14 protein-coding genes and 1 tRNA gene are annotated in these 15,214 nt (G+C 63.0%); 6 read left to right on the plus strand and 9 right to left on the minus strand.

What is annotated here, in order from left to right:
• Nucleotides 1-5: 5 nt before the first annotated feature.
• Genes mshC through HCR84_RS07925 form a run of 3 tightly spaced genes read right to left on the minus strand, consistent with a single transcriptional unit; the run spans nucleotide 6 to nucleotide 3,500 of the window.
• Nucleotides 6-1,253, minus strand: a complete 1,248-nt coding sequence (mshC, locus tag HCR84_RS07915) for a cysteine--1-D-myo-inosityl 2-amino-2-deoxy-alpha-D-glucopyranoside ligase (RefSeq protein WP_166983542.1) — start codon at nucleotides 1,251-1,253, stop codon at nucleotides 6-8.
• 21 nt (nucleotides 1,254-1,274) lie between these two features.
• Complete coding sequence (locus HCR84_RS07920; RefSeq protein WP_166983543.1) at nucleotides 1,275-2,129, minus strand: undecaprenyl-diphosphate phosphatase; 855 nt, start codon at nucleotides 2,127-2,129, stop codon at nucleotides 1,275-1,277.
• A 36-nt stretch (nucleotides 2,130-2,165) separates the two neighbouring features.
• Nucleotides 2,166-3,500: a M20/M25/M40 family metallo-hydrolase gene (locus HCR84_RS07925; protein ID WP_166983544.1), complete on the minus strand. Its 1,335-nt coding sequence runs from the start codon at nucleotides 3,498-3,500 to the stop codon at nucleotides 2,166-2,168.
• 110 nt (nucleotides 3,501-3,610) lie between these two features.
• On the opposite strand from HCR84_RS07925, the gene HCR84_RS07930 reads away from it, so the two are divergent.
• Nucleotides 3,611-3,697: transfer RNA gene (locus tag HCR84_RS07930), tRNA-Leu, on the plus strand.
• A 107-nt stretch (nucleotides 3,698-3,804) separates the two neighbouring features.
• Nucleotides 3,805-4,710, plus strand: coding sequence for a GNAT family N-acetyltransferase (locus HCR84_RS07935; RefSeq protein ID WP_166983545.1), 906 nt, complete (start codon nucleotides 3,805-3,807; stop codon nucleotides 4,708-4,710).
• Nucleotides 4,711-4,726: 16 nt separating this feature from the next.
• Here HCR84_RS07935 and HCR84_RS07940 read toward each other — a convergent pair whose 3' ends face one another.
• The 3 genes from HCR84_RS07940 to HCR84_RS07950 all read right to left on the minus strand — a co-directional run bounded on the left by HCR84_RS07940 (nucleotide 4,727) and on the right by HCR84_RS07950 (nucleotide 8,575).
• Nucleotides 4,727-5,380, minus strand: coding sequence for a response regulator (locus HCR84_RS07940; RefSeq protein ID WP_166983546.1), 654 nt, complete (start codon nucleotides 5,378-5,380; stop codon nucleotides 4,727-4,729).
• Nucleotides 5,377-6,636, minus strand: a complete 1,260-nt coding sequence (locus HCR84_RS07945) for a sensor histidine kinase (protein WP_166983547.1) — start codon at nucleotides 6,634-6,636, stop codon at nucleotides 5,377-5,379. The genes HCR84_RS07940 and HCR84_RS07945 overlap by 4 nt, the downstream gene beginning before the upstream one ends.
• A 118-nt stretch (nucleotides 6,637-6,754) precedes the next feature.
• Entirely contained in the window at nucleotides 6,755-8,575 is a 1,821-nt protein-coding gene (locus HCR84_RS07950) for a DEAD/DEAH box helicase (protein WP_208322132.1), read from the minus strand.
• Nucleotides 8,576-8,684: 109 nt separating this feature from the next.
• Between HCR84_RS07950 and HCR84_RS07955 the strand changes: the two genes are divergently transcribed.
• Nucleotides 8,685-9,512, plus strand: a complete 828-nt coding sequence (locus HCR84_RS07955) for an SGNH/GDSL hydrolase family protein (protein WP_166983548.1) — start codon at nucleotides 8,685-8,687, stop codon at nucleotides 9,510-9,512.
• 3 nt (nucleotides 9,513-9,515) lie between these two features.
• Here the strand turns inward: HCR84_RS07955 and HCR84_RS07960 are convergent, their stop codons facing one another.
• Nucleotides 9,516-10,322 carry a TrmH family RNA methyltransferase gene (locus tag HCR84_RS07960; RefSeq protein WP_166983549.1) on the minus strand — a complete coding sequence of 269 codons (807 nt, stop codon included), beginning with the start codon at nucleotides 10,320-10,322 and terminating at the stop codon, nucleotides 9,516-9,518.
• Between the two features lie 92 nt (nucleotides 10,323-10,414).
• Here HCR84_RS07960 and HCR84_RS07965 point away from each other — a divergent pair, with 92 nt between their 5' ends.
• Both HCR84_RS07965 and HCR84_RS07970 read left to right on the plus strand, forming a co-directional pair.
• Entirely contained in the window at nucleotides 10,415-11,254 is an 840-nt protein-coding gene (locus tag HCR84_RS07965; protein ID WP_166983550.1) for a Sir2 family NAD-dependent protein deacetylase, read from the plus strand.
• A gap of 26 nt (nucleotides 11,255-11,280) precedes the next feature.
• The gene (locus HCR84_RS07970) at nucleotides 11,281-11,886 is read left to right on the plus strand and encodes a histidine phosphatase family protein (protein WP_166983551.1); all 606 of its coding nucleotides are present in this window, start codon (nucleotides 11,281-11,283) and stop codon (nucleotides 11,884-11,886) included.
• Here the strand turns inward: HCR84_RS07970 and HCR84_RS07975 are convergent.
• Both HCR84_RS07975 and HCR84_RS07980 read right to left on the minus strand, forming a co-directional pair.
• Nucleotides 11,877-12,476, minus strand: coding sequence for a hypothetical protein (locus tag HCR84_RS07975; RefSeq protein WP_166983552.1), 600 nt, complete (start codon nucleotides 12,474-12,476; stop codon nucleotides 11,877-11,879). The two genes, HCR84_RS07970 and HCR84_RS07975, sit on opposite strands and share 10 nt — an antisense overlap.
• A complete protein-coding gene (locus HCR84_RS07980) occupies nucleotides 12,473-13,369 on the minus strand; it encodes an alpha/beta fold hydrolase (protein ID WP_166983553.1) in 897 nt (298 codons plus the stop codon). Before HCR84_RS07980 ends, HCR84_RS07975 begins: the two co-directional genes overlap by 4 nt.
• 101 nt (nucleotides 13,370-13,470) lie before the next feature.
• Between HCR84_RS07980 and treS the strand changes: the two genes are divergently transcribed.
• The gene (gene treS / locus HCR84_RS07985; RefSeq protein WP_166983554.1) at nucleotides 13,471-15,195 is read left to right on the plus strand and encodes a maltose alpha-D-glucosyltransferase; all 1,725 of its coding nucleotides are present in this window, start codon (nucleotides 13,471-13,473) and stop codon (nucleotides 15,193-15,195) included.
• The last annotated feature ends 19 nt before the right edge of the window (nucleotides 15,196-15,214 follow it).

The following is a 15,214-nucleotide window of genomic DNA, read 5'->3' on the forward strand; positions in this document are numbered from 1 at the left end:
GATTGTCAGTCGAGTGCAACGCCGAGGAGCGCGTGAATAGCTGCCTTGACGCTCGCTGCGTCGTCAACGCCCGACGCTGATGCCTTATCCAGCGCCGCTAGAGCGGTTGGCGTGTCGAGGTCGTGTCGCAGCGCCGCTCTGATGTCGTGAAGGACGGTCGACGCGTCAGCGCCCCCTGGGGAATCGGCAGCGAACCCGGTCGTCCATTCGGCCATGCGCTGTGCTGAGTTTGGGAGCAGATCGTCTGTCCATTCCCAGTCGCTGCGGTAATGGTGAGCGAGAATCGCCAGCCGAATGATGCGTGGGTCCGTTCCCTGTTTGCGCAGGGCCGAGACCAGCACGAGGTTGCCGAGCGACTTCGACATCTTTTCGCCCTGGTAGGCAACCATCCCCGTGTGGTTGAACACGCGAGCAAGTGGTTTGCCCGAGAGCGCGGCAGCGTGCGCGGCACTCAGCTCGTGATGCGGGAAGATCAGGTCGCTGCCGCCACCCTGCACGGTGAAGTCGGTTCCCAACTCGCGAAGGGCGATCACCGAGCATTCAATGTGCCAGCCGGGCCTGCCCTCTCCGAGCGGTGACGGCCACCGTGGCTCCCCGTCACGTGCCGCCCGCCAGACGAGCGGGTCGATGGGGTCTCGTTTGCCCGGGCGATCCGGGTCTCCGCCACGTTCGCGAGAGAGCGTGAGCATCGTCTCGCGGTCGTACCGGCTCTCTGCGCCAAGTGTCCAGACGCCCGCGGCTTCGGTCGCCGCGATATCGAAATACACGTCATCGCCCGCCGTCGACTCGGGAGTGGGAACCCGATAGGCGGTTCCGTTCTGAAGCATTCGCTCGACGGCTCTGCCGATCGGGTCAATGACATCGGTGACGGCGACGAAATCGTCGGGTGGAATCACGCTGAGACTCGCCATGTCGTTGCGAAAGAGATCGATCTGCTCATCGGCGAGATCGCGCCAGTCTGCCCCTGTTTCGCGCGCACGCTCGAGCAGAGGATCGTCGATGTCTGTGATGTTCTGCGCGTAGTGCACCGTCATCCCTGCATCGCGCCACACCCGCTGCAGGGTGTCATAGGAGACGTAGGTGGCGGCGTGCCCCATGTGCGTGGCGTCGTACGGAGTGATGCCGCACACATAGAGCCGCGCGGTGTCACCTGTCTCGGCCTCGACAAGTGATGCAGTCGATGTGTCATACAGACAGGGAGGCGTTGATTCGCCGGGAACGACAGGGATCTCAGGGCTGGGCCACGACTGCATGATCCCAGCCTAATGCTCTTGTCAGGCGGTCATGACGCCGGTGAGAAGCATCACGATCAGGGCACCGCCCAACAGAATCCGGTAGATGACGAACGGAAGGAAGCTGTGCTTCGAGATCCACTTCATGAAGAACGCAATGACGACAATGGCAACGATGAATGCGACGACGGTGGCGATGAGCGTTTCGAGCGGTCCGAAGAGTTCTTGTGTGCAGCCGGCCGTGCCTGGCTCGCAGTCCGAGGCGATGCCCTTTGCCATCTGGTAAAAGCCGCTGCCCAGTACGGCGGGGATCGCGAGTAGGAATGCATAGCGAGCGGCTGACTCTCGTGAGTACCCGAGAAACAGCCCAGCGGTGATCGTGCCGCCCGAGCGTGAGACTCCGGGAATGAGCGCCATAGCCTGGGCGAATCCGTAGATGACGCCGTGCCCGTAGGTGAGATCGCCCAACTCGCGTCGTTTTGCCCCGACCCAATCGGCAATGCCGAGAAGCACACCGAAGACAATGAGCGTCGTCGCCGTAAACCAGAGGGAGCGCAGAACCGTCTCGATGGCGTCTTGGAACAGCAGCCCGAGAACCACGATCGGAATGCTGCCGATGATGATGAGCCAGCCCATCCGGGCATCAGGGTCATTGCGTGGAATCTTGCCGCGAAGCGCGCGGAACCACGCTCCGATGATGCGAACGATGTCGCGCCAGAAGAAGATGATGACAGCGGCCTCTGTGCCGATCTGCGTAATGGCGGTGAAGCGAGCGCCGGGATCTTCGCCTGTGCCGAGAAATTCGCCGACGATGCGCAGATGCGCGCTCGAGGACACGGGAAGAAATTCGGTGAGGCCTTGAACGATGCCGAGAATTACCGCGTTGAGAAGATCCACGTGAAGGGTATCCGCCTGTGATTAATGTGCTGTCAGTTAGTAGGTGCGCAGCAGGTCAGTCAGAACCTGCTTGCCAAAGACTAATGCGTCAAGCGGAACTCTCTCATCGACTCCATGGAACATTCCTGGGAAGTCCATGTCGGCGGGCAGTCGAAGAGGCGCGAAACCGTACCCGTTGATTCCGAGTTTTGAGAGCGCTTTGTTGTCTGTACCCGCAGGCATGAGATACGGAAGCACGGGAGCGCCCGGGTCGAAGGCATGCAGCGACTGCTTGACGGCATCGACGAGAGATCCGGAGAACGGGTTCTCCAGGCCAACATCCCTGTGGTTGACCTCGACCTCGATATCGGGACCGACAAGTTCCTGAATCTGGCGGACGACTTCCATCTCTTCTCCAGGCATCGCCCTGATGTCGAGTCGCGCCTCTGCTCTGTCGGGAATCACGTTGCTCTTGTAGCCGGCCTCGAGCATTGTCGGGTTTGTCGTTGTGCGCAGCGATGCCTGAAGGAACCCTGCGGCCGTGCCCGTCGCCAGCAGCAGATCGTGTGGCGTGACCTGGGAGAAATCAACGTCGAGAATGCGGGCGATCTCGCGCAGGAGGTTCTCCGTCGTCTCGGTCAGCCGAACCGGCCATTCCCGTGTGCCGACCGCCGCAACCGCGTGAGCGAGCTTCGTGATGGCGTTGTCGTTCATTACCCGCGAACCGTGGGACGCCGTTCCGTGAGCGCGCAAGGTGAGCCAGACAAGGCACTTCTCCCCCGTCTGCAGCAGATACGCGCGCTCGCCGTTGACATCGATGGAATAGCCGCCGACCTCGCTGATTGCCTCTGTTGCCCCTGTGAACAGTTCCGGGTGATTTTCAACGAGGTGATGCGAGCCGAGAACGCCGCCGTTCTCCTCATCGGCGAAGAACGCGACGATGAGATCACGTTCGGGCTGCCCGTCTGCGAGGATGCTCTTCAGACTGGTGAGGATCATGGCGTCCATGTCCTTCATATCTACAGCGCCGCGGCCCCACAGCATCCCGTCTCTGATGACGCCTTCGAACGGGTCGACCGTCCAATTTCGCGGATCGGCGGGGACCACGTCGAGATGTCCGTGCACCACAAGCGCTGGCTTGCGTGAATCTCGCCCCTCAACCCTCGTGACAAGGCTTGTGCGGCCCGGTTCGGAGTTGAAAAGCGACGCCGTCAGTCCGAGTTTCGCCAGGTATGCCTCGACGTACTCGGCGGCCTCGGTCTCGCCCTTTGCCTTGCCATTGCCAAAATTCGTGGTGTCGATTCTGATCAGATCGCGGGTGATCCGCGCGGTCTCCTCGCTCGCGGCTTCGTCCGTGTGCGGGGTGGCGTCGTTGTCGATACTCGAGCTCATCCTTCAACGGTACCGCTGAGTGTGACGAGGCTCTGTGGTGTGAAAATGAGGGGGAAATTCGTGCTAGAGTCTTACCTCGGCGACGGAGAGATCTGAAGCCGAAACAACACGCGCGGGTGGCGGAATTGGTAGACGCGCTAGCTTGAGGTGCTAGTGCCCACATATAGGGCGTGGGGGTTCAAGTCCCCCCTCGCGCACGTGAGAGAAAGAGCCGGATCGTAAAGATCCGGCTCTTTTTGCTCTGCAGCCGTTCCCTGACTCACGGGCGCCCTGACGGCGGTGAACGCGGGCGTAGGATCGGCGCATGCCGGAGCGCGAGATTTCATGGACGTCCATTGCAGATGAGGCCGAGCGGGAGCGCCGCATCGATGCAGCTCTGCGTCGTGTCATCGCGCAGCGTTCGCGTGCCGAGGGCCGTGACATCGAGGTGCCGCAGCTCGACGATGGTGACGTATGGCTGTTGACGAGGGACGAGCGGGAGCTCGCGGCGCTCTGGATTCTGGGCGACGAATCGCGCATGGTGCTTGGCGATGTCGCACGTGCCGACGAGGATTCCGTGACCGCCGAGGTGCTCTGGGCAGGACTGCGGAAACTCGCCTCCAGGCGTGGCTGGACGGGCAGCGTGAATTTCACTGTCTTTCCCGGAGACGCCCAGATGAGGCGTGTCGCTTCTGTGTCGAAAGCAACACGCGTCGCGACAAAGATGCGGGCGGATGCCCACACCCAGGCAGCTCCCGACGATGTCGTTCTTCGCTCGATGACCGGCGAGGAGTTCGCTCGTTACAACGACGGTCTCGCCGAGGATTTCGCACAAGAACTTGTCGAGAGCGGCGCGGCCGACACACTCGAGGCCGCACGGGAAGAGTCGTCTCAGCAGATGAGTGCGCTTTTGCCTGACGGCCTCGGCTCTGCGGGGCAGCACCTCTGGACGGTCCGGCACGGCGACGAGCGTGTCGGCATCCTCTGGCTGAGCCACGGCGACGATCGGGCGTTCATCTACGACATCGAGATGGAGCCCGCCTTTCGCGGGCGAGGCTTTGGCACGCAGACGCTCCGGCTCGCGGCGGAGAAGGCGCGCGCGTGGGGTCTGCCGTGCGTCGCACTCAACGTGTTCGGAAACAATGAGGGTGCGCAGCGCCTCTATGCGCGCGAGGGCTACACGGCAACCGAGACGCAGTGGTCTGCGCCGCTCGGCTCCCGCTCGAACTGAGGCAGAGAGCGAGGCGTCAGACAAGCCCTGTGCGGTGCGCGAGAATCACGGCGCTGACGCGATCGCGCAGCTCCAGCTTGGCAAGGAGCCTGCCGACGTGGGTCTTGACTGTGGACTCGGCGAGGTAGAGACGCTGCGCGATCTCGCCGTTCGTGAGTCCTTCCCCGATGAGAATGAGCACGTCGCGTTCGCGGTCTGACAGCATCGCGAGGTGATCGGCTGCTACGGTGCCTCCCGACTCTGGCAAAGAACCCCCGTACAGCTCAAGCAGCCGCTTCGTCACGCGCGGCGAGATGACGGCATCGCCAGCGTGCACAGATCGCACGGCAGCGATCAGTTGGTCTGCCGGGGCATCCTTCACGAGAAATCCGCTCGCTCCCGCGTTGAGGCCGCTGAACGCGTATTCGTCGAGGTCGAACGTCGTGAGCACGACAATGCGAGTCGCTGGGCGCTCCTCGACGATGCGCTGTGTTGCCTCGATGCCGTCAACGCCCGGCATCCTGACGTCCATGAGGACGACGTCGGGTTCGAGCTCGCGAGCCCGGGCGATGCCGGTTTCACCATCGGATGCCTCCCCGACCACGGCGAAGTCGGGGACGTCGCCGAGCACCATCGCAAGCCCGAGGCGCATGAGGTCCTGATCATCGACGAGAAGAATGCGGATTGTCATGCGCCGTCGCCCTCCTGAGGCGGAAGTGTGAAGCGGATGCTCCAGCCTGAACCCGTTGGTCCGGCGATCGCCTCTCCCCCAAAAATCGCTGCACGCTGTCGCATGCCCGCCAAACCTCGCCCGGGCTCCACGGCGTCTCCCGTGGGGTGGAGACGTCCATTGTCCGTAACGGTGATCGCACAACCGGTCGTGAAATCCATGTCCACGTTGACGGCTGTTGGACTGTCGGCGTGCTTGAGCGCATTCGTTAGCGCTTCCTGCACAGTCCGGTATACGGCCAGTTGGATTCCCGGTGAGCTCGGCGGCGTTCCTTTCCGCTGCACTGTGACGGGAAGGCCTGCGTGCAGAAAATCATCGACGAGTGCCGGAATCTGCTCGACTGTCGGCTGGGGCTCTCGTGACGCGTCCTCGTCACCGAGAACGCTGAGCATGCGTCGTGTGTCAGAGAGCGATCGCCTGCCCGTGTCGGCGATATGTTCGACAGCACGACTGACGTCCGCAAATTCTCGTGTGCCGCCGAGACGTGACCGCGCACCATCGGCAAGCCTCACCATGACGGTGAGGCCGTGCGCAATGACGTCGTGCATCTCGCGAGCGATGTGCTCACGTTCGTCGGCGACGGCGAGTTTTGCGCTCTGCTCCTGCTCGCGCTCGAGTGACTCGGCGTGAGAGAGGAGGGCGGAGACGTAGAGCCGCCTTTCCCGAATGCTGATGCCGACGGCAAGGATGGCGAATAAGACAACGAGGACGAATAGTGTATTTCCGGGTCCGCCGAGAACCTGCGGTTGCCCCGAAAAACCATAGACAAGAACCACGACGGCGAGGGCGGCAAACGCAAGCTGGGCAATGCGGGCAGCCCTCACTGCCCGATCGGACTGGTGCGCGCCAAGCGAATAGACGGCTATCGCCGTCGCGGCGATGCCCGCCCAGCCGTACGTGAGAGAGAACACACCGATCGCCGCGACGACGGCGAAGACGATAATGGGATGCTTCCGGCGAAACAGCAGAGCCGTACACGAGATCACCGCCGTGAGGTACCGTACGACAACGATCCAGACCTGATAGGAGCCATCCGCGTTCGAGCCAACGGTTCCGGGCAGGGCATGGTCATCCTGCGCAATCGCCAGAAGCCAGATGGCGACAAGGAGCCCCACGAGAATCGCGTCGATGGTGCGTGGGTGCGCGGCGACGACTCTGCCGATCCGTCCGGACGGACGGGGTAGCTTTCGGGGTGAAGACGACGATACTGCGCTCACGGACGCCTCGCTTTCCTGATCGCTTCGAGAGTACGCGGGCGATCGGGGAGCTGTCATCAGCCCGCGGTGCCGATCGACCGATCCCACGGGACGACTGACTGCTCACAGGAGCGGCGAATCAGCGGGCGCCGCCGAGCTTTCGACGAAGAAATTCAATGCGCGACTGCAACTGGGTTACGCTCGCCTGCGGCACGGCCGGTCCGCCGCAGACACGGCGCAATTCGGCGTGCACGAGGCCATGCGGCTGGTTCGTGTTCTTTGCGTAGAGTCCAACGAGGCTGTTCAGAAGGCTGCGCTGCTCCTTGAGCGTGCGGTACAGCGGTTTGCTGGCGTCCTGCTCCTCCACAGGAGCTGCCTTCTGTCGCGAATCGATCCGCTTGGCCTGGCGTCGGTGTCTTTGGGTGAGAAGCTCGTGAACCTGATCGGGTTCGAGAAGGCCGGGCAGACCGATGAAGTCGTATTCTTCTTCTGTCTCGGGCTGGGCGTAGCTGCCGAATTCCGCCCCGTCGAAGACAACGCGGTCGAACTGGGCGTCGCTTGAGATGGCTTCGTAGCTGAACTCGTCCATGAGCCCGTCAGACGCCTTGTCAGGACGATTCGCGTCGGCGACCATGGCATCTTCGGGGTTCCACAGTTCGCCCTCGCCTGAGCCGGAGTCGGAGCGGTCAAGAGCATGGTCCCGCTCCCGCTCGAGTTCGTTTGCCAATGCCATGAGCTGAGGAACGTTGGGCAGAAACACGGATGCTGTCTCGCCGCGTCTGCGTGAACGGACAAACCGGCCGATCGCCTGCGCGAAGAACAAGGGCGTTGACGAGCTTGTCGCATAGACGCCGACAGACAGTCGAGGCACATCGACGCCCTCAGACACCATGCGCACGGCAACAAGCCACCGGCTGTCATTCGACGCGAACTGCTCGATGCGGTCGCTCGCCTCCTTCTCGTCAGAGAGCACGACGGTCGGCTGCTCCCCCGTTATCGTGTGCAGAATCGCGGCGTAGGCACGCGCAGCGTAGTGATCGGTGGCGATCACTAGCCCACCGGCATCCGGTATGGCATTTCGCACCTCAGACAGCCGGCGGTCGGCCGCCGTGAGAACCTGGGGAATCCATGCGCCCTCGGGGTCGAGCGCCGTGCGCCAGGCCTGAGACGTGATGTCTTTCGTGTTGTCTTCGCCGAGGCGTGCCTCCATCTCGTCGCCCGTGTTCGTGCGCCACCGCATGTGGCCGGCATAGACCATGAACATGACGGGCCGCACAACGCCGTCGGCGAGGGCGCGACCGTAACCGTAGTTGTAGTCGGTGAGCGACGTGCGGATGCCGTGGCGGTCGGGAAGATAAGTGACGAACGGAATCGGGGCGGTGTCCGAGCGAAACGGAGTGCCTGTCAACGACAGCCGGCGCGTTGCGCCCTCGAATGCTTCGCGGATTGCGTCGCCCCAGCTGAGAGCATCGCCGCCGTGGTGAACCTCATCGAGAATGACAAGGGTGCGCGACGACACGGTGATGTCGCGATGCAGAGCCGCGCGCACAGCCACCTGGGCGTAGGTGACGACGACCCCGTGATAATGCCCCGCATACCGACCCTGGCGATTGGTGAACGTGGGATCGAGGCGGATGCCGGCGCGGTGCGCGGCGTCTGCCCACTGTTTCTTCAAATGCTCGGTCGGTGCAACGACAGTCACGCGGTCGACGGTTCGGCGAGCCAGCAGCTCGGCGGCAAGACGCAGAGCGAACGTTGTTTTGCCCGCGCCGGGTGTTGCCGCGGCCAGAAAGTCCCGTGGCTCATCGCGAAAGTAGGCGTCCATTGCCTCTTGCTGCCATGCACGCAGCTTGCCGACGGTTCCCCACGCCGCCCGCTCGGGGAAGGTCGGCGAGAGATGCTCAGCCGCCGCTGTGCCGATACGGGGTGTTGGATGCTGCAGGGAATCAGGGGTACTCACGACCTTCGTACTGTACCCGACCTGGCCGACAATCTGAGTCTGCGACGCACACACCGCGGGTCGACGCGATACGGTGGCATGAGTTCGACTTCGTGGGAAGGTGCTCTCTGTGACTGACAGCGCACAGCGATCGGCAGGCGAACCGGATCAGCCGGCTCAACAGCATCCGTGGTCCCGATACGTGGCCATCGGCGACTCCTTCACCGAGGGCATCGGCGACCCGGAACCCGCGCTTCCCGGTGGGAACCGCGGCTGGGCTGATCGCGTGGCCGAGGTGTTGAGCCAGAGCTCCCCCGACTTCGCCTACGCCAACCTTGCCGTGAGAGGCAAGCTCATCAGACAGATCGTCGGCGATCAGATCGAGCCCGCGCTCGAGCTGCGCCCCGACCTCATCACCATCTCTGCGGGCGGCAACGACGTGATCAGGCCGGGGAGCGACCCCGACGCCATCGCCGGGTTGTTCGAGAAGGCGATCGATCGTCTTCGCAGTGACAACGCGACCGTCGTCGTTTTCACTGGAGTCGATGTGGGGTTCTCTCCCGTCTTTCGAGGAATCCGTGGCAAGGTGGCGATCTACAACGAGAACATTCGTGCAATCGCGGAAGCACACGACTGCATCGTCGCCGACCAGTGGGCGCTGAAGAGCGTGCAAGACACGCGGATGTTCGCGCCCGATCGCCTGCATATGAACGCGCTGGGGCACCACGAGGTTGCCCGGATGGTGCTGCGCGCTCTCAACGTCGACAATGACCTGCAGCCGATGAAGCCGGAGCCGCTTCCCCTGCGGTCATGGCGAAGCGCACGAGCCGAAGACCTCGTGTGGGCCCGAGAGTACCTTGTGCCGTGGGTGCTGCGGCGCATGCGACACCAGTCCTCAGGGGACCACGTGACGCCCAAGCGTCCCGTTGCCGGGCCGTTCAACAGCCACGAGGACTGAGCCTCAGCGTCGGCGCAGCTCCCACAGGGCAACGGCGCTTGCCGACGCAACGTTGAGTGAGTCGACGCCGTGCAGCATCGGAATGACGATTGTGGAGTCGGCTGTGCGAAGCGCACGAGAGCTGAGACCATCGCCTTCGGCACCGAGGCAGAGCGCCACCTTGTCTGGGACGTCGCGCGAGAAATCGTCGAGCGTGATGGCGTTGTCGTCGAGGGCCAGCGCTGCCACGTGGAATCCGGCTTTCTTGACCTCGGCGATCGACGTCGTCCAATCGGGCATCCTCGTCCACGGCACCTGCAGAACGCAGCCCATGCTCACCCTCACGCTGCGGCGATACAGCGGGTCGGCGCAGCGCGGCCCGATGAGCACGGCGTCTGCTCCGATGCCGGCGACAGCACGAAAGATTGCGCCGACGTTCGTATGATCGACAATGTCTTCGAGCATGACGATGCGGTGGGCGCCCGCGATGGTGTCGGCGACGGATGCCAGCGGAGGCCGATGCATCGATGCAAGCGCTCCCCTGTGCATATGGAACCCCGTCAGCTCTTCAAGCACCTCAGACGTGCCGACAAAGACAGGAACGTCGGGAAAGCCCTCGAGATCAGGCTCGATGTCGGCAAGCCATTTTTCCTGCAGCAACAGTGATCGCGGCACATGGCCGGCCGCGATGGCGCGGCGGATCACTTTGGGAGATTCGGCAAGGTACAGCCCGCTCTCTGGCTCGAGCACTCGACGCAGCGCGACGTCAGTCAACTGCGAATAGTCCCGCAACTCGGGAAGAGTGAGGTCGGTGATGGGCTTGACGAGCATGTGAATCCTTTCGAGAGCCGCTGCCCACCGATGCAGAGTCGAGTGCCAGCCGCGTCTATTATCGTCGCAGGTGGCGACGACAGGGAGAGACGATGACGATGGTGGATGTGCGTGAGAGGCGTCAGCTTGACGACACAGCAGAGCTTCTTGCCGGTCGTCGCATTGCTTTCCTCACCGGTGCGGGGGTGAGCACCGACTCGGGCATTCCCGACTACCGCGGCGATGGCGCGCCGCGCCGCGCACCGATGACGATTCACCAGTTTCTCTCAGACGAGGCCGCGCGCAAACGGTATTGGGCCGGCAGCCACCGCGGGTGGAAGCTGTTCGACACGGTGAGCCCGAACGCTGGACATCGAGCGATTGCGCAATTCGAATCCGCGGGCGTGTCCACCGGCGTGATCACGCAGAACGTGGACTCTCTGCACGGTCGAGCGGGCAGCAGACGGCACGTTGAGCTACACGGAACTCTGCACCGCGTCGTGTGCCTGACGTGCGGGCAGGTGTACAAGCGCTATGACCTCGCGCGCACGCTTGACGAGTTGAACCCCTGGCTCGAGAGCCCGGATGCTGTCGTGATCAACCCAGACGGCGATGCCGATGTCGTCGATCCCAGCCGGTTCATCGTGCCAGTCTGCGAGCTCTGCGGCGGCATTCTGAAGCCCGAGGTTGTCTTCTTCGGCGAAGTCGTTCCCACAGCGACCTTCCGCCTCGCAGCCGGCGTTGTTGCGCAGGCTGGCGCGCTCGTCGTCGCGGGCTCGTCTCTCGCCGTGAACTCCGGCATTCGCATCGTCGAGGCCGCACGGCGACGAGACCTGCCGATCGTCATCATCAATCGGGGTGGGACGAAGGGCGACTCACGGGCGACCATTAAGCTGGATGCCGGAACGACAACGACTCTTGCGGAACTCGCAGACCGCCTGATTCGCCGATGACCGGCCTCGTTGCAGAAAGGGCACACGTGACCCAGATCACCTTCGTCAGGCATGGGCAGACCGATTGGAATCTCCATCGACGCATTCAGGGAACGACGGATATTCCGCTCAACGACACGGGGCGCGATCAAGCTCGACGTGCGGGCGAAGAGCTGGCTGGCGGCGAATGGGACGCCATCCTCTCCAGTCGACTCGGACGTGCGCACGAAACCGCAGAGATCATTGCCGAGCAGGTGGGGCTTTCCACGCCAAGCATTCTCGACGGCCTGCAGGAGCGGGCACACGGAGACATGGAGGGAATGACCTTCGACGAGCGGCAAGCTGCGTTTCCCGGCGACACCGTCGTTCCGGGCCTTGAGACCCGCGACGCCGTGATCGCTCGTGTGCTGGCGGCGCTTGACGGCTCAGAGCACGTCACGAACGACACGCGCATTCTGGCGGTTTCTCACGGTGGCGTGATCGGGTCGCTGATCCGCTATGCCACCGGCGGTGAGCAGCCGACCGCCGGTCAGGTGATCGCGAACGGCTCCTACCACGACTTCAGCTGGTCGGCTGGTGCGCTGACGCTGGTGACTCTGCGCGCCATCGAGGCAGACAAAGACCTTCCGCCCGTGAGGCTCCCTCAGCGCTGATCGTCGCTCCGCGCGCGTGTGCGGCGCTCCCTGTGAACCTCGTAGAAGAGCGCCATGAGCTGATCCGTCTGCTCTGACCAGTCACTGCCGGCCGGACTCAGGACGTTACGTGGGTCGAGCCTGACGATGGGCTGCCCTGGCCGCGTTGCGGTGACGGCATCGCGTTGTCCCGCGCCGGCGACGGCGACGACGGCATCGGCACCTCGCTGCAGAAGCCGATGGAAGACGGGTCGCAGCGGTCGCAGCGTCCGTCCGCCAAGCCCGGAATACTCGTCAGGATGCGTGGGGGCAGCCGAGCCGACGACGAGACCGTACCGCCGCCCGAGTGTGCTCCAGACGGGAACAGGTGAGAAGAGCACGTCGACGCCGACGTCGTTGAGGCCAAACGGGGTGACAAGATCGCGAAGATCGTCCGCAGGGCGAAGCAGCTGCCAGGGCAGCGGCGAAAGCACGTCACGCTGCCGGTGGTCACTGATCAGCATGGTGAGCGGATGCACGGAACCCAGGGCAGAGACGAGGCCGCGCGTCGTCGTGCTTACTGGATCATCGTCGCTCGATGTCACGAAGCGGCAGTCGACGACAAGCCTCACAGGTCTCCTCTCTCCACGAACTCCCGAATATACCGTGCCGCGTCGGCGGGCGCCTCGTAGTGAATCAGGTGGCCGACGTTGGGGATGACGCGGAGGGTCGCATCGGCGAACAGCGTCTCGAGATGCTGCTGAGCCGCGATCGGTGTGAGATCGTCGCGATCTGACGCAATCAGAAGCACGGGCGTGTCAATGTGCTCGGCACACTCGCTCACATCATTGCTCACCGATGCCTTGAATGCCTCGAGAACGACGTCACGGTCGGCGAACGCGCTGAAATACGTGTCGTGCTGATCGTGGATCCAGCTGCGGAGTCGACGATCGCGGGTCTTCGCCATGGTTTCGCTCATCACGCGGACGATCATCGGATTGCGCAACAGCGAGAATCCGAGTGGAGCGGGCAGCAGCGCACCGGCCCGATAGTACGCGACGGCAAGCCGAGTCAGGATGCCGCGGGGTCCCGCGAGCGCTGGAGCGGCGATCGGGTTGATCAGAACCACCTGCGGTGCGCTCAGGCCCGCCGCGACGGCGGCGGAGACGATGATTGAGCCAAAGGAGTGCCCGACGATCACCGCAGAGCCCTCGATGCCGAGTGCGCGTGTGAAGTCCGTGAGCCAGTCAGCATAATTCGCGACGTCGTGCGGGCGATCGGCGAACCGAGACGACTCGCCGAACCCCGGAAGATCGGGGGCGATGATGCGCACATCCGCAAGATTCGCGACAACCGGCTCAAGGCCGTGGTGGTCACCACGAAATCCGTGCACGAACACAAGCGTCAGCGGGGCATCCGGGTTTCCGTACTCCCAATATCGCGTTCGAGTTTCGCACGCGTCGATCACGGCGTCACGCACGGGAACCCGCTGAATCTGCTCTGCATATGGGGAGGGCTTTGGCATCAGTGTTCCAGTTTAGGGTGATCCTGCTCAGATTCTCTGCCGAGTGGTCCTAGAATCGGTGGGACATCGCGCCCGCACCATTCCCTGAGAGGGTCCCCTTCGTGACGTTCACAGCCCCCATTCAACTCCCCGGACTTGCTCACGACCCCCTGTGGCACCGCAAGGCGGTCTTCTACGAAGTCATGGTGCGCTCGTTCGTCGACAGCAACGGCGACGGCACAGGGGATTTGGCTGGCCTCATCTCGAAGCTCGACTACCTGCAGTGGCTGGGCGTTGATGCCCTGTGGATTCCTCCGTTCTTCGATTCGCCATTGCGCGACGGCGGATATGACGTTGCCGACTATCGCTCGATTCTTCCCGAATTCGGCACAATCGATGAGTTCACCGAACTCGTGACGAAGGCGCATGAACGCAATATGCGCGTCATCATCGATCTGCCCCTCAACCACACCTCCGATCAGCACGAGTGGTTTCAGCAGTCGCGATCTGATCCCGAGGGTCCGTATGGCGACTTCTACGTGTGGAGCGACTCAGACGAGAAGTGGCCAGACATTCGCATTATCTTCACAGACACCGAAGACTCGAACTGGGCATTCGACTCAGAAAGACGGCAGTACTACTTTCATCGCTTCTTCTCGCACCAACCCGACCTGAACTTCGCAAACCCAGCCGTGCACGAAGCGATCTTCGCGATCGTGCGCTTCTGGCTCGACCTCGGGGTCGACGGTTTCCGGCTTGATGCAATTCCCTACCTGTACGAATCAGACGAGGGAAACGGCGAGGGCGAGCCCGAAACGCACGATTTCATTCGCCGTCTTCGCTCCATCGTCGACGCCGAATACCCGGGCCGCATCATGCTCGCGGAGGCCAACCAATGGCCGAGGGAGGTCGCCGCGTTCTTCGGCACAGATGACGAGCCGGAGTGCCATATGGCGTTCGATTTCCCCGTCATGCCGAGAATCTTCTATGCTCTGCGCTCTCAGCACGCAGAGGAACTCGTACGGGTTCTCTCGGAGACGACAGAGATACCGGAGTGGGCTGGCTGGGGCGTTTTTCTGCGCAACCACGATGAGCTGACACTTGAAATGGTGAGCGAGGACTATCGTCAGGCGATGTATGGCTGGTATGCCTACGACCCCCGCATGCGCGCCAACATCGGCATTCGACGCCGCCTCGCTCCCCTGCTCGACAACTCTCGCGCAGAGCTCGAGCTGACGCATGCGCTGCTCTTTGCGCTGCCGGGGAGCCCGTTTCTCTATTACGGTGACGAGATCGGCATGGGCGACAACATCTGGCTCGCCGACCGCGACTCGTCACGCACCCCGATGCAGTGGACTCCCGACCGAAACTCCGGGTTCTCCAGCGCTGACCCCGGAAAGCTGTATCTTCCCGTCGTTCGCTCGCTCGTCTATAACTACACCCTCGTCAACGTCGAATCGCAGCTTGCGCAGTCGAGGTCTCTCCTTCACTGGGTGCGCAATGTCATCCACGTGCGCAAGAGCCACCCGGCGTTCGGCCTGGGAACCATGGCCGTCGTCGCGTCGAGCCACGATTCGATCCTCGCTTTTGTTCGCGAGTACCCCGGCACGTCGACGCCGGGCGGCGACCGCGCCGAACGCGTTCTCTGCGTGTTCAGCTTTGCGCACTACGCGGTGTCTACCACCCTCAAACTTCCCGAATTCGCCGGCTGTGAGCTTCGCGATATTTTCGGTGGCGCCGATTTTCCGTCGGTCGGTGACGATGGCACGGTGACTCTGACGATTGGAACGCAGAGCTTCTACTGGTTGCAGGTGTCTCCGGAAGGATCTGGTCAGGCCGGGCACTGAAGCGGGTTGCAGTGTGAAA

Source organism: Paramicrobacterium fandaimingii, from assembly GCF_011751745.2.
GTDB lineage: Bacteria > Actinomycetota > Actinomycetes > Actinomycetales > Microbacteriaceae > Paramicrobacterium > Paramicrobacterium fandaimingii.